Genomic DNA, 15,173 nt, shown 5'->3' on the forward strand with positions numbered 1-15,173 from the left:
ATGGTTGCAGGCCTCATATGAGGTATTGCAGTTCGACAGAGCTCATGAAACGCCGGGCCGCCAAGGCGATATTAGTTGGTCCCGCGGCGAACTGCTTCGTAGAGTGCTGGAGAAGACTGAAAAAGGCGACAACGGGCCGCTAATCGAAGGTTGGATTACTTCGACAATCTATGGACGGCTGTATTGGGATCGTGAAGTCTACCTGACATTCGCACCAAAGCTGAACACTCCGTTAGCGGCAGTCTGCCGCGTGATCGTGACCGGTCTGCCAAACTCCGCCGCGCAACCGCAAGGGTTTGCGGTAGGTAACGGTCGGGATTGGTGCTCAGAGCCGGGCCGCGCGGACGTTGTTCCGACGGTAGCCCAAGTCAGAGCGAAGTGGCCCCGAGGCCGTGTGGGAGATTCAGCGGTTTTCCGAACCTCTCAAGGCATGACGGTCACTGTCAGGCACGTTGTCGGCCTCAACCAGTATAGTACGCCGTTGCCGCCGGCGGACGTCGCCAACATCCTTACGATTGGCCTCCTGCCGACCACTTTGGAGGGCGCCCGTCGTAAGGATCGAACTTTAAAAGTTGCTCGCCTTGCAGATGCAAGGTGGGGCTTGGCACTAAAATACGAACCAACTTGGATGAACTTGAGCGGTTGCTTCCTCACCACGGCAAACCAGGCTAGTGTGCCGAGCGAAGGGTGGATCACCCCCGAGATAGAAAAGTGGTGTCGCGATCACGTGGCCCGCTATTTTGCGTCCGTTCCGTTGGATCAAAGACCGACGCCGCCCGTAGTAATGGGGCAGCCAAGCAAGTCATGGGCTGAGGACTGGTAGAAGTATGATCGACTAGGCCACGCGGTGGCGGAGCGTTCCAGTCCTTGCTCGTTCTTGTCGTACGCCGACTGCCGCCCCCCAAGTCTCGCACGTTTCACATGAACGAAGGTCGGCTTTCAGGATTAGGTCAAACGATTTCGAATGTCTGATTATAGGGCGCGAAGCTGCCGCTTCGGCACCGTCGATCGAACAGTCGAAGCGGGATGTGAGTACTTTCCTGCAGGTTTGTTCGAATTACCCGTGGTCCGCTCCTTTTCGTTCTCCCCCCGATAAAAAATGGTCCGAGGACAAGAAGGTTTTGTCTGGGCGAGCCGCCGAGCAAATGGATTCGTCGCGGCGACGTCAGAATTTGAACGTCAGGCTCGCTCTCGCGGTCTGATCCGAGAGGCGGTTTCCGAACTGCCCGCCATAAGAGATACCGATACTGGTACGACCGGAAATCGCGATATCGAGACCGGCATCGATCAGGGCGGGATCGCTGATTAGAGGCAGGCCTGCGACTGAGAAGGCATTGCCTCCCGCCCGATAGCGCATCGCCGTGAACGACACTGCATCGCCGAATGCGTGGCGCCAGCCCGCGCCCACCCGCAGCATCGTACGGGCGTCGCCAAGGTCGAAACCGGTGGAAGTCCGCAGGCCGAGCGTCGTGAACGTCACATCGCTCGCTGCCCGGGCACCGGCCAGCCTGGCATCGCCACCCGTCTCGCTGAACCCGTTGGTGCGGGCACGCGCATAGGCGACATTGGCATAAGGTTCGAATTTGGTGCGGCCAAGGTCGATGCCATAGCCAAGCTCACCGAACGCCTGGAAAGTGCCGCCATTATAGCCGGCCCGTGCCGTATCGACGAAGCCAGGGAAGGCGATGACGCGCGTCGTGTGGTTGTCCTGCCAGCTATAGGCAATACCGGCGCGGATCGAGGCGGCGCCCCATTGGCCACCGGCATAGGCGCCGAGGTGATAGCTGTCGATCTTGCCCGATCCGCGCGCATCGACGCTGGCCTGGGAATAGCCCCACACCGCGCCGAGCCGGATGTTCTTATCCGCCGCGGCGTCGATGCCCATCAGCAGGCCGCCGGCCGAGCGGTCGAGCCGTGCGGCATTGCCGTCGCTGCCAGTATGGCCCCAGGAGCCGATTGCCTGCCCCCAGACGCCACCACGCTTGTCGTCACCCATACTTCCCCGCAACCGCTCCCAGACCGCATTGCGCACGAAACGGCTGTCCTCCAGCATCACCGTGCGCATCGAGGGGTGGATGTCGCCCGAAAGCTGATCGAAGGCATCGCGCGCCTGATCAGCCGAGAGATTCACCACTGCATCGAACACCTGATTATCCCAGCCCAGATTCTCGGTCGGCGCGGCGATGGCGACCTGGTTCGGCGTCTGGCCGATCCCGGCAAAGCTGATGTCGTTGCGGCGCAGCCGCAGATAGACATTGCCCGCATCGTATCGGAGCGACGGGTCGAGGAAGGCAAGATTGCTGGTCACAGTGGTAAAGGTACCGCTGACCCCGCCACCAGCCGACAGGATCGTGTAATCGGTCTGCGGCCGGTAATTGCCCGCTCCGGCAAGCACATCGACCATCCCGCCGTTGAGAATGGCCTGCCCGGTCGCGTTGATACGCGAGGCTTGTCCCGCCGCAGTCACGGCGACCTGATAAATCGCGCCGCTGTTGAAGGTGATGCCGCCAGCCACGTTCATCGTGCCGATGTCGCCGCTCGTGCCTGGCGCAACCGTTGCGCCGCCCGCCACGTTCAGGCCGCCGACCGACCCCGTGCCGGTAAAGAGACCGCCCGCGATCGTGACGGTACCGGTGATCGCGCCGGTATTGCTCGTCGTTCCACCGCTCTGCGTCAGGCCGCCGTTGATCGTGCCGGCGTTGGTGACGATTCCCGCGGTGTTGAAATTGCCGTTCCACGTCGCGCCGGCGCTATTGATGATAGTGCCGGTGTTGGACGCAACGTTGGCGTTGTAGACGCCGTTGTTGGTGACGGTCCCGGCATTTTCGAGCACGTCCGTGATCGTACCATTGTTGGTGATGACGCCGCCCGCCTTGTTGAGAATGCCGGCCGGGGCGATCAGCGAGCCGCCCGCCGCGACGCTGACCGCACCGCTATTGGTCAGCAGCCCCGCGATCGTGAAGCCGCCGGTTGCCGCCACCGTGAGCGTCGCGCCGCTGGCGTTGCTGAAAGCGCCGTTGCCCGTCACCGTGCCGCCGACCGCGAAGCTACCGCCCGCATCGTTGGCGAATGCGCCGTTTAGCGCACCGCCATTGGCATTGAGCGTGCCGGCGTTGAACAGGCCGTTCGAAACGCTGCCGCCCGTCTGGGTAAAGGTCGCGCCGGCATTATTGGTCACGCCGCCCACGACGGTGCCGGCATTCTGGAAAGTGGCGCTGTTGGTCACATCGGAGGTGATGCCGCCGGCCGCCGCGATCGCCAGTATACCGCCGGAGATCGTCGTGGCGCCGGTATAGGTGTTCACGGCGGTCAAGGTGATCGCACCCGTGCCGATCTGCTCGAGCGCGCCGGATCCGGAGATCGCGCCGGCGAAGGTCAGCGCATTCGACCGGTCGAACACCAGACGACCGTTATTGGCTACATCGCCCGTGATCGAGCCGGTCGTGCCGCCATTGCCGAGCTGAAGCGTACCGGCCACTATCGTCGTGCCGCCGGCGTAGCTATTGGTGCCGGTGAGGACCAAGGTGCCGAGATCGGTCTTGTCGAGGCCGCCGCTGCCGGTAAGCGCGGACGCGATCGTCGCGGTGACGTTACCGCCCGAGGCGATGCCATTGCCCACGCGGATAACGGTGCTTGCTCCGGTCAGGGCCAGACCGTCACCCTGTACGATGAAACCGTCGTCCGCGAACTGAAGACCCGTCGCGATGTCGAGCGCGCCCGCCCCGGCTGCATCCACAGTCACCGTGCCGGGCGTCCCGACGAAGATCTGCATGGTTGCGGGACTATAGGCGCCATTGGCGGTGGCATTGGTGTTGGCCCAGTTGGTGCCAGCGGCGCTCCATATCCCGGAGCCGCCGTCGACCGTTCCATTCGCAATGGTATTGGCACCATCCCAGAAGATGTACGGTCCCGACGAGGAAATCAGGTTCACCTGATGGGCCACCGACGTCTGCACGGTCAGGTCGCCAACGGCATAGCCCGCGGGCGTGGCGCCGATGGCGAGTCCGGAACCGCTCAGCGCGCCACCATAATCGAACAGCCGATAGAGGCCGTCTCCAAAGCCGCCTGCAGAACCGACGTTCAACGTGCCGTTCAACGCGAGGTCGCCCGTGACGTTGAACAATCCGCTCGTCGACGGTGCGCCGAGCGAAACATTGACGAACGAGCCGCCGCTGAGCGCCAGCGATCCCAATGACAGGGTCTGGCCAGCCCGACCCAAGAGGATCCCGCCATCCGCCACGGAAACATTGCCGGCGATTGTGCCGGCCCCGCCCAGGGTGGTACCCGAACCGACCGCAACCTTGGTATTGCCCAAAGCCCCATCGACCAGCAGCGTTCCGCCGGTCACGTTGGTATCGCCGGTATAAGCGTTGCTGCCACTTAAGGTAAGCGAACCGGCGCCCGATTTGGTCAGCCCGACGACCGTTGGCACGATGATCGGCGGGAGGCTTGCGCTACCGGGGCTGAGAACCTGGATGCCATCTTTCATGGCGCCACTGAAAATGCTGTCGGTCGCCTGATTGACGGTGAGAAGGCTGGGTGTCCCCGTCGTTACGGTGCTCGTGATATCGCCCGCGCCAGACAGCGTACCGACCGTCTGCGATGTGCTGCCGAGATCGAGCGCCGCGCCAGCCGCGATGGTGAGGGCTCCGGTAGGCGCACCCAGCGTCCCCGTCCCAGCAAGCTGCAACGTACCTGTGTCGACGATCGTGCCACCGGCATAGCTGTTGTTGCCAGTCAGGGTCAGCGTCCCGGCGCCCAGTTTGGTCAACGCGCCGACGCCGCCTAGCGGAGAGGCGATCTCCATGTGATAGCCGTTGCTGTCGATGAAGGCGCCGCCCGCCTTGATCGTCACCGAGCCGGGAACGCCGCCGCTCAGCAAGGTGTCGGCATCGGTGGCGCGCAAGATTCCGCCGTCGAAATTGACCGCCACCTCACCGCGGTTCCCCCCCGCGAAGCCGGTTTCCAGTACGCCGCGCGCCCCGGCCGTGCCGTTCAGATTCAACGTGCCGCTGCCGGAGCTCGCGTGCGCCATATCCACCGTGCCGACGCTGACCCTGCCGCCATCCGCGACGGTCAGCGTGCCCGCACCGGCGTAACCGAGGTACAGATAATCCGTACTCCACACAGACCCATTGCCGGTAACGAGAAGGGTTCCATTGCTTCCGGCCGCGTTACCCAAATAGCTGGTTTCGTTCGCGACCGTACCGCCATTGGCGATCGCCAGCGTGCCGCCATCGACGGTGGTGAAAGAGAACGCGCTGTGGCCGGACAGGGTCAGCGTGCCCGCACCATCCTTGATCAGCCACACGGCGCCGTCCCCAGCGCCCGTCATGTATCCGTCTGTGATCGCACCGCTGAAGCTGGTGTTGGTCGCCTGATTGACCGTGAGCGGGCTTTGCCGGCCGCCATATACCGAACTGGTAATGCTGCCGGCGCCGGACAGCGCGCCGACCGTCTGGCTGGTACCGGTAAGATCAAATGTGGCGCCGCCGGCGATCGCAAGCGCTCCAGTTGGTGCGCCAAGCGTGCCACCCAGGTCGACGTCGAACTTCAGCGTGCCCGCCGAGATCGTCGTGTCGCCGGTGTACGTGTTGAACCCGGAAAGAACGAGCGTACCGAGGTCGGTCTTGTCGAGACCCCCGCTACCGGTGATCACGGAGGAGACAGTCGCCGTCATGCCGGCACCGGCCGCGGTGCCGTCCCCGACGCGGATCGGCGTGGCCGCCGCCGAGAGGTTCAGCGCGTCGCCCGCTACCTTGTAGCCATCGACGAAGAACTGCATCCCGCCGTTCACATCGAGCGCGCCGCCGCCTGCGCTCACCGTCACCGTGCCGGGCGTGCCCTGGAAGATCAGCATGGCGGCCGGATCGTAGACGCCGCTCGCGCTGCCGGCCGCGTTGGTCCAGTTGGTTCCGGTCGCGCTCCACGTGCCTGCGCCGCCATCGACCATATTGTTGGGCGTGGTCTGTGCGCCGTTCCAGAAGGCAAAGGCGCCGGGGTTGGCCGACGTGCCCGCCAGGAGGTTAACCTGGTGGGCGGCGGTCTGAACCTCAAGGTTCCACGCGGGATTCGCCGCCGGGTCGACCGTCAGACTGCCGCCGCCAGTCAGGTTCCCGTCAAAGCTGATCACCCGATAGAGGCCCGCGCCGAAGCCGGTGTCGGGGGAAACATCCAGCGTTGAGGTTCCGGCAAGCACCAGATCACCGTGGACCTTGAACAATTCAGTCGTGGACGGTGCCCCGAGAGCCGCGACAACTACCGACCCATCATTCAGAGTCAGGCTGTTCATGGTCAAAGTCTGGCCCGACTTGCCGGCCAATAGGCCGTTGTGGTTCAGCGTCACCGCGTTGAAGATCGTACCGGCACCGGACAATGCGCCGCCGCTATTGACCGTGACGGCGCTGGCGATCGAACCATCGACCTGAATTTCGCCGCCGCCGAAAATTGTGGTCGGCCCAGTGTAGCTATTCACCCCCGACAGGGTGAGAACGCCCCCGCCGCGCATGGACAATCCGACCTGGGCCACGCCGCCCGCAATGGAATCGAAGCCGTCGCCGATGATGCCGGAGAACGTGGTGTTGGTAGCCTGATCGACCGTCAATAGACTCAGATTACCCAGGACAGTGCTGGTGATGTTGCCCGAGCCCGACAGCGCACCGACCGTCTGCGACGTGCCTCCAAGATCGAGCAGGGCCCCGCCGGTTATGCTGAGCGCCCCGGTCGTGGCGCCCAATGTTCCGGTGCCGGTGACTTGCAGCGTACCGGATTCGATGATCGTGCCGCCGGCATAGGTGTTCGCGCCGGTCAGGGTCAGCGAGCCTGCTCCTTGCTTGGTCAGGGCGCCAACGCCGCCCAGCGGCGAGGAGATGCTGCCGCTCCCGCCATTGCTGTCGATGAACGCGCCGCCCCCACGGATCGTCACATCTCCGGCGGCGAAGCCGCTCAGGAGATCGCCGTTAAAACTCGCGGCGCGCAGGATGCCACCATCGAAATTGACGATGCCGGTGCCCTGGCCTTTGCTGATGCCTTGTGTCGCCAGCGCGCCGCGCGCGCCGGTCACGCCGTTCAGGTTGAGCGTGCCGGAACCGCCCTGGCCCAGCTTGAGGACGCTGTTGTTGGTCCACGAGCCCGCACTATCGATCGTGACCGTGCCGTTGGCGCCGGTGCCGTTGCCGACAACGGCCGTGGCGCTGGAAACGCTGCCGCCATTGGTGATGTTCAGCGTAGCGTTACCGTAAGCGCCGACGTTGAGGTTGCTGCTATTGGTCCAGGCCGATCCTGCGCCATCGACCGTGACCGTGCCACCGCTACCCGCACCGGTACCCGAATAGCCGATCTGGCCGAACGTATCGGAAACGCTGCCGCCGTTGATGATGCTCAGCGTACCGTTGCCGCTGCCCCAACCGACCTGGATGGCGCTTGTCGCGCCGCTGTTGATCCACTTCGAGCCCACGCCATCGACCGTGGCGGTACCCGTGGCCCCATAGCCGACAATGCCGTCGCCGCCGGTCTGGAGGATGTTGCCGCCATTGATGACGTTCAGCGTGCCGCTGCTGTTCGCGCCGATCCCTACCGAAATGCCGCTGCTATTCGTCCACACCGACCCTGCGCCATCGATCGTGACCGTGCCCGTGGTGCCGGCGTCCTTGGCGATCTCTCCGGCGGCGTTGGTAACATTGCCGCCATTGCGGATCGCGACCGTACCGCCGTTGACGGTGATTTCGCCGTTGAAGTGGCTGGTCCCGGTCAGCGCCAGCGTGCCGAGGTCGGTCTTGTCGATACCGCCGCTGCCGGTGAGCGCGGAAGAGATGGTCGCGGTCATGCCCGTGCCGCCGGCCGTGCCGTCACCCACGCGGATCGGAACATCGGACTGAGTGAGGTTCAGGGCGTCACCGGACAGATGATAGCCGCCGACGAAGAACTGCATCCCGCCGCTCACGTCGAGCGCGCCGCCGCCCGCGCTGACCGTCACCGTGCCGGGCGTGGCCTGGAAGATCAGCAGCGCGGCCGGATCATAGACGCCGCTCGCGCTGCCGCCCGCGTTCGTCCAGTTGGTTCCGGCGCCGCTCCACGTGCCTGTGCCGCCGTTGACCACGTTGTTGGGCGTGGTCTGGGCGCCGTTCCAGAAGCTGTAGGTGCCGGGTGCGACCGCCCCGACCAGCAAATTGACCTGTTTGGCCACGGAGGTCTGCACGGTCAGGTCGCCCGTCGTGTAGCCGCTGGGCGTCATGCCGATCGCCAATCCGCCGTCGGTCAGCGTCCCGCCATAGTCGAACAGGCGATAGAGACCGCTGCCAAAGCCGCCTGCATCACTGACGTTCAGGATGCCGTCGAGCGACAAGTCGCCAGAGACGTTGAACAGGCCCGTTGCCGAGGGCGCGCCGAGCGAGACATTGATGTGGGATCCCGCATCCAACGCCAGCGATCCCATCGATAGGGTCTGCGTATTGGAGCCAAGGAGAGTGCCGAGATATTCAACGGTAACGCCGCCGGCAATCGAACCGCCGCCGCCCAGGGCTGAGCCCGAAGCAACCCTGACCTGCGAATTGCCCAGCAGGATGTTACCCCAGTACGTATTGCCCAGGGCCCCATTGACGATCAGCGTGCCGCCAAGAATCTCCGTCTTGCCGGTATAGGCGTTGTTACCGGTCAGGATCAGCGTTCCGAGACCGGACTTGGTTAGTCCGAGCGTCAAGCTGCCACCGTTGATCTCGTCGAATTGCTCGACAAGCGCGCCGCTGAAGGTTGTGATGTCGGTGCTGTAGTTCTGGTTGACCGTCAAGCGGGCGGTGTTGCCCGTCAAAACCGAGCTGGTGATGGTACCGCCCCCGGACAGTTCACCGACCGTCTGCGAAGTGCCGCCAAGGTCGAGCGTTGCACCGGAACCCACGGTAAGTGGGTTGAGCAACGAACCGAGCGTGCCATCGCCCTCGAGCTTCAGCGTCCCCGCCGAAATCCTTGTGCCGCCGCCATAGGTGTTGGTCCCCGAAAGTATCAATGTGCCGAGATCGGTCTTGTCGATCCCGCCACCGCCTGCGAGCGTCGATGCGATCGTTGCCGTCATGCCCGCGGCCGCCGTGGTGCCGTCGCCGACACGTAAGGTTGTCACCGGCTTTGTAAGATACAGGGCCCCTGAGCCGGTCACCGTGTAACCGTTGACGGCGAAGTGCAACCCGCTGCCGATGTCGAGCGCGGCACCAAGCGGGACCGTCACCGTCCCGGGCGTGCCCTTGAAGACCAGCGTCGAAACTTGGTCGTAAGTGCCGTTCGCGCTGCCGTTCGCATCGGTCCAATTGGTCCCGCCGTCGTTCCACGTGCCCGTTCCGCCATCCACGGTATTGTTCGCCGCAGTGTTCGACCCGTCCCAATAGGTGTTGCCGGTCGCCGTCTGCGCCGCCGCCGATGACGGTGCCAGGGCAAAGGCCAGAAGCGCGAGCGTGGAACTCGTGAATGACAACTTCCTGAGCGAAATGGCGCGCTTGCCGTGTCCTGCCGTCATTGCCTTACCCCTCGTGGCGCTCGCCCGAACGCGGACGCAGGGCAAAGCACGCAAGCGCCTCCACACGCCGCAACCGTCGAACCGCGATCTCGTTGTTTGCCCGCCCGATTTCGGACGGGGCTGAGTGATGGCTTTCCTGCGGTACAGGCGGAGGCACATCAATCCCGCGTTCGGGGGGGGTGGCGCGATATATTTGGTAAATTCAGTGTTTTCGTTCGAGCGTGAGGGGGATTCGGGCCGCGTTGTTCACGCGTCTGGCTCGCACCCGTGCCGAAAACCGTTCCCGCCCTGATGTCGTAGCGTGCGATCGCCTGCGCCTCGCCGCCCAGCGCCTGCTGCATGCCGTTGGTCTGCATCGGCTTGTAATGCAGCCAGAAATCCAGCCGCGAAGCCGCCTGTGCGGTCCGCAGCGGGCCCTCGCCCCTCACAGCGTCCAGTTGGGCCTTGGTTGGCACAAAACGGTTGTTCGATGCCTGATTCTCAGGCGCCTTTCCGCACCCCGTCAGGACCGAGACCAGGGCAATAGCGACGATTGCAGCTTGCCCATGCTTTGCCCGGCACCTCGCCTTCCCCCTATGATCCACGCCGCGACCGACAAGCCGATCAGGCCCGGCGCTCTCCACGTCGGCGATGAAATTTCCCTCCTCGGGGCCGCGGCAACAATCCCGCTTTCAGGGGATGTCGGTACGATATCGCGATCGGTTCAGGCTTTTCGACCCGCAGCGAAGGCAATCGGGATGATCAGGGTCAACTGAGTGCCGCGCCCCGCCCCGCTTTCGATTCCCAGGCGCCCGCCCATCTGAACGGCGCGACGGCGCATATTGGCCAGACCTCGTCCTTCGCCGGCCGCGCTGATCGCGCTCGCCGGCTCGAACCCCATGCCATCGTCCGCCAGGATGACCAGAATAGCGTCTCCGTCGCCCGACTTCACCGCAAGGTCGATCCTTGTCGCGGACGCATGGCGCACGGTGTTGGCGATACCCTCCTGCAACAGCCGATAGAGACTGAGCAGCCGCCGGACGTCGAGACTCGGCGCGGGGATCGGCAGCGAGCAACTATAGTCCAGCGCAATGCCCGATCGCGCGAGGCGGCCCGCCATACGCTCCTGGAACATCGCCAGCGCTTCGTCGACCGGTTCATTGCCCGCATCGATCGCACTTGCCATGTTGCGCAGGTCGTCGACCGCGGATTGCAATCCCTGTTCGATTTCCGGTGCGGTCAGCCGATTCTCGCGGACATCGAGCAACAGATGCGTGAGCACGCCACCCACTCCATCATGCATATCCCGCAGCAGGCGCTGGCGCTCGGCATCGATCGCGATCAGCCGTTCCTGATGGCGCAGTACCTGCGACGAACGCAACAGGCTCGCATCCTGCTCCAGCACCTGGCGCTCGAGATCGCTGCGCGCCTCCTCCGCCTCTTGATTCAGCCGATGTCCCTGTAGCGCGATCTCGAACAGGATGCCGAACATCGTCAGCGGCGGCGCGAGGACCGATGCCTGTAACGCAAAGCCAACCGGCGGTGGCAGGAGGAACAAATCGAAAGCAATCGAGGCAAGGGCGACGAGCAATATTGCAAGAACCCGTATCGCCGGCCCTGGCGTCTTTCGCCCCATCCGCAGCAAAGCAAGCACACCATAGCCGAGCAACAGGGTCAGAGTGATCGCATCGAGCCAGGGCACGATCGTCGCGACGCTGGCGCCCATGATCATGGTCGCCAGCAATAGAACGAAGATAACGATGAAACAGCCGCATGCCGCCCATGCCTCGCGCGGCCGCCAGGCGGCAAAGGCATTCACGGCGAGCGCCGCCGCCGTCAGCATGAGATATTCCGTGCCGTACCGCAGGAGCGGAAACCAAGCATAAGGAAGGCTTTCCGCCCCGAACGTGGTGAGCCAGGCATCGACGCCCACCAAGATGAGCAACAGGCCGGTGATACCCTGGAGGCGCGAAAAGCGGTTGACCGGCAGCAGGACGATCAGCGCTGCACCCATCATGATTTCAGTCGCGACGACCAACCACACCATGTCGAAGCGCAGGAATTTCTCCCAGTCGGCCGCCTTTTTCAGGCGGTCGAACGGTCCCGCATAGGCAGTGGTGGCGTTCGGGCAGTCGTGCTCCAGGCAGGTGATCGACCACCCTTCGCCCACGCCGTTTTCGTCCACCGTCAACAGGCTGGCCCGCGCCGGGTACAGAATTACAGGCTGCCAGCCCGGAAGCCGTAATAGTGCAGGGCCCGGAAGCCCGTTGGCATAGGCGCCGACCTCGCCCCGTTCCGACGCCAGCAGCGTTCGAGCGTTGGGCAGCTGGTAGGGTTTCAGCGTCCCTGCGGGCTGCAGGCCGGCGACAATGAGCACATAAACCCCCCAAAACAGTAATTGCGCACCGAGAATAATCGCGAGCGCACGGCGCCAGCCCGTCAGCCGGGGCACAATCTTCACAGGCGCAGCAATCCGCTACGAAAAGCGCGCACCATAGCCTCGCCCCGATTGCTCACCCGGAGCTTCCTGTAGATCGATTTCACGTGATCGCCGATCGTGTGCGGCGATATCTCGAGCGCGACCGCCGCCTGCCGGTTGCTGTACCCGCGTGCCAGCAGCTGCAGCAGCTCGATTTCCCGCGGCGAGAGCGGCGGATCGGCATCATCCGATTTAGCATCATCCCGCTGCCGACGCAGGTGGCGCAACACGTAAGCGGCGATGCTGGGTGACAGGGGTGCGCCGCCTGTCAACGCATCGGCGGCTTGCTGGCCGATGTCGAGGCTGTCGATGTCCTTGAGCAAATACCCATCCGCCCCCGCCAGCACGGCGGCCAGAACAGTATCCTGATCGCCCAGCACCGACAGCACGAGTATTTTCGGTTCCAGCCCGCCTCGGGCGCGGATTTCTTCGATCAATTCTATCCCGCTTCCATCCGGAAGACCAAGATCGAGTATGAACAGATCCACCTTACGATCGAGCAGCTCCCGTGCTCCGGCCAGCGTTCCCGTGGTGGCTACCAGCGACAAACCGTCATGCGCCTCCACACCGCGCCCAACATGAGCAGCGACGAGAGGATCGTCCTCGACAATGACCACGTTCCCTTTCACTTCTCCCGCTCTCTCGTGCTTCAATGGTCTGACGGGCTGCTGCGCATCGGTCCATGTAGGGAACAGCCTCGCTGCCCGGCTGTCCGATTTCAATCCCCCGTTTACGGGGTGATCGCTGATCCGGGCCTCAAGACGATTGAAGAGCTCTGAGGAACTAGTACACAAGCGTCGGTCTTCGGACTTAGCCCTTTCATCCTGAAATAAGTCTGGCACCATTGCCAGCGTCTAGGCGATCTCGATTAGTTCGCCGCGGCGGCCGACATGCATGGCGATGGCCGCGCGTTTACAGCACAGCCATGACCGCCGCACTCGACCGCTTCCGCAGCAATGCGCCCCTGCTGCGGCAGCGCGTCCGGGCCGCGCTCGACGCTCTTCATGCAATTGATGGTGTCGATTCCGAGCGAACGGCTCGCGAAATTCATGGCCGCCGAGGACATCGAAGCCGAGACCGGCATTGAGAGCCGGACGTGTGCTCGGAATTGCAAATACTTCGATGCTGTCTGGCAACGGTGCCTAGCTCGATGCTGCGAGCGTCGGGGCTTAAATCATTCGTCTGAACGACCGCTTTGGGGAGTCCGCGCGCTCAGACGAATGACCGATTATGGGGCGCGAAGCTGACCTGGGGCAGCGGCGTTGGCAAAACAAGAACGGCGGCTCGCCCGCCTGTGCGCCGTGTTGACAGCGCGCGGGTCAGCTTGGAGCCCAGCCACAACCAAACACCCGGGGACAGCGCTCGAAAGCCGGGTGTCGAGATCACGCTTGAGCGTGTACCGAGGCCTTTAGCCCCGCGGGGCCTGGACATACGCCTCGGCCACCCGGCCTGTTTCGATGCGAACACACGCATTCGCTGCTCTACGCGGCAATGCCGAACGATCGTTCCCGGCCGCCAATGGCCTGACGTTCGACCACGCCCGGGTCCGCTAATGCCGTCTAGCCGCCTGACCTCGATCCGTTCGCGCCTGTCTTGCCGCTTTTCGCTTGCTGGCGGCGATTCCGACCCACAGCAGCAGCAGCAGCGGATAGCCGGTACTGCCCATCAAGATCTCATAGACCAAGGCCGGCATTGCGGGTTGGATTGCCTTGGCGACGTGGGCGAGGCAGCCGATCAATTGCAGCGCGGCCGAACCGACGATCCAGACCCGTGGCCGGCGATGCGCCAGGACCGACAAACCGAACAATAAGGCGATGTCGATCGTTGCCACGGCCGGCTCGAAATGCACGAACCTGATGCCCGCGACCCCCGCAAAGATCTTCTGCAAATCCGTGGCCGCGAGATAGAGGAACGCGACGACGAGCTCGGTGGCGCCGCCCCATCGCCATGCCGCCACCAGACTGAGCGCGACCAGCGGCGGAAAGGCCTCGACATACCAGATCGTCCAGGCGGGCATGGCCCCGATGGGCCACGTGCCGCCGAGATAGTCAACGGAATTCAGGCCACAATTTTCATCGGCGTGGCCTCCCCTGACCCTTTAGGATCGCATTCAGGGGCGATGAATCCCACCTCCTTGGCGGTCGTCGGCCACATCGCATGCGCCTGGCGCAAGCGGGCCTGGACTTCATAGGCCTTCCTGCATGCATCGTAGAGGAGATCGATCGCCGTTTCGCCAGCGGCCACGGGTAGGGCCGCCTCGGCGCGCTGCTCGAGCGTCAAGGCAAGGAAGCGAAAGCCTTTGACCGCGGTGGCATCGGCACTTTGTTCGAGCGGCAGGAATTCCTTCGCCAGCGTGTCGGTCAAGGCGCGGCGCGTTGTAACGATAGTGCGATTGAACGTCATTCGACCTCCTCGCCCGGCGGCGAGGCCGGCCAGGCTAACGTGCGGTGATGGAAGTGGGTGGCATCGCGTTGTAGATGTCCTCGGCGGCGCCGATGACCGATCGGTAATTGGCCAGGATGACGGCCAGGCCCGCGGCGGTGGCGATGATCAGGGCCGCGGTCTTGAAGGCGGAAATCACGTCATCGCTCGCGCTCCTGTTGACCGACGGAACGGGAGGTGGGGCGATCGGGGATAATACCATCAGCCCCGCATCGTCGTCACTCGGCGCTCCTTGCCGGGACAGGTCTGGCGCGATCGGCTGGCCAGGCGACAGTCGCAGAATTTGGCTAGTCACATTTTCGGGAGGGTGCTGCGCACGCTCACCCACCGAGCGATGCTCGCGCAGCATGCGCGCCGCGTGCATGCGGTTGGGCGCGCCGAGCTTCCTCACCGCCAGAGAAATATGGGTGTTGACCGTGTTCGCGGAAATGGCGGCAGCCCGACCTCGCGGATCGCGATCCGGCGCCTGATGAGCATGATCCTGCGCGAAGCAACGAGCTGATTGCTCCGGCTGCCGGATCGGCGCGCGTCATCAATCTCGTTGCCATCGGGGGCGGTCGGTGGACTTGACGAGCCCGAGGCAAGGGTGCGGGCCGCGAATGGCGCGGGCTGCGGGCGTTAGCACGGCGATTTGTGTCGACACGCTGGAGCTTGGGCACCGCGATGAATCGCGTCCGGATTGACCAAAATGGGTAGCGGCGCAGCGACCCTCCTGATAACGGCCCTGGTCAGAGGCGGGGGGACCCCCCCCCCCCCCCCCCCCCCCCCCCC

Annotated in this window: 6 protein-coding genes; all 6 read right to left on the minus strand. The window is 64.0% G+C overall.

Going from position 1 to position 15,173, the window contains the following annotated elements; translation table 11 throughout:
• Window positions 1-1,165: 1,165 nt before the first annotated feature.
• The 6 genes from SPR01S_RS16355 to SPR01S_RS16385 all read right to left on the minus strand — a co-directional run bounded on the left by SPR01S_RS16355 (window position 1,166) and on the right by SPR01S_RS16385 (window position 14,922).
• The gene (locus SPR01S_RS16355) at window positions 1,166-9,502 is read right to left on the minus strand and encodes an autotransporter-associated beta strand repeat-containing protein (RefSeq protein ID WP_066591306.1); all 8,337 of its coding nucleotides are present in this window, start codon (window positions 9,500-9,502) and stop codon (window positions 1,166-1,168) included.
• Window positions 9,503-10,205: 703 nt separating this feature from the next.
• Window positions 10,206-11,942: a sensor histidine kinase gene (locus SPR01S_RS16360; RefSeq protein ID WP_066591307.1), complete on the minus strand. Its 1,737-nt coding sequence runs from the start codon at window positions 11,940-11,942 to the stop codon at window positions 10,206-10,208.
• Complete coding sequence (locus tag SPR01S_RS16365; protein ID WP_169803455.1) at window positions 11,939-12,589, minus strand: response regulator; 651 nt, start codon at window positions 12,587-12,589, stop codon at window positions 11,939-11,941. Before SPR01S_RS16365 ends, SPR01S_RS16360 begins: the two co-directional genes overlap by 4 nt.
• A 920-nt stretch (window positions 12,590-13,509) precedes the next feature.
• Entirely contained in the window at window positions 13,510-13,977 is a 468-nt protein-coding gene (locus SPR01S_RS16375; RefSeq protein ID WP_066591312.1) for a hypothetical protein, read from the minus strand.
• Between the two features lie 41 nt (window positions 13,978-14,018).
• Window positions 14,019-14,363: a hypothetical protein gene (locus tag SPR01S_RS16380; protein ID WP_066591314.1), complete on the minus strand. Its 345-nt coding sequence runs from the start codon at window positions 14,361-14,363 to the stop codon at window positions 14,019-14,021.
• A gap of 34 nt (window positions 14,364-14,397) precedes the next feature.
• A complete protein-coding gene (locus SPR01S_RS16385) occupies window positions 14,398-14,922 on the minus strand; it encodes a LuxR C-terminal-related transcriptional regulator (protein WP_084251256.1) in 525 nt (174 codons plus the stop codon).
• Window positions 14,923-15,173 lie beyond the last annotated feature (251 nt).

It is taken from the genome of Sphingomonas pruni NBRC 15498 (genome assembly GCF_001598455.1).
Lineage (GTDB): Bacteria > Pseudomonadota > Alphaproteobacteria > Sphingomonadales > Sphingomonadaceae > Sphingomonas > Sphingomonas pruni.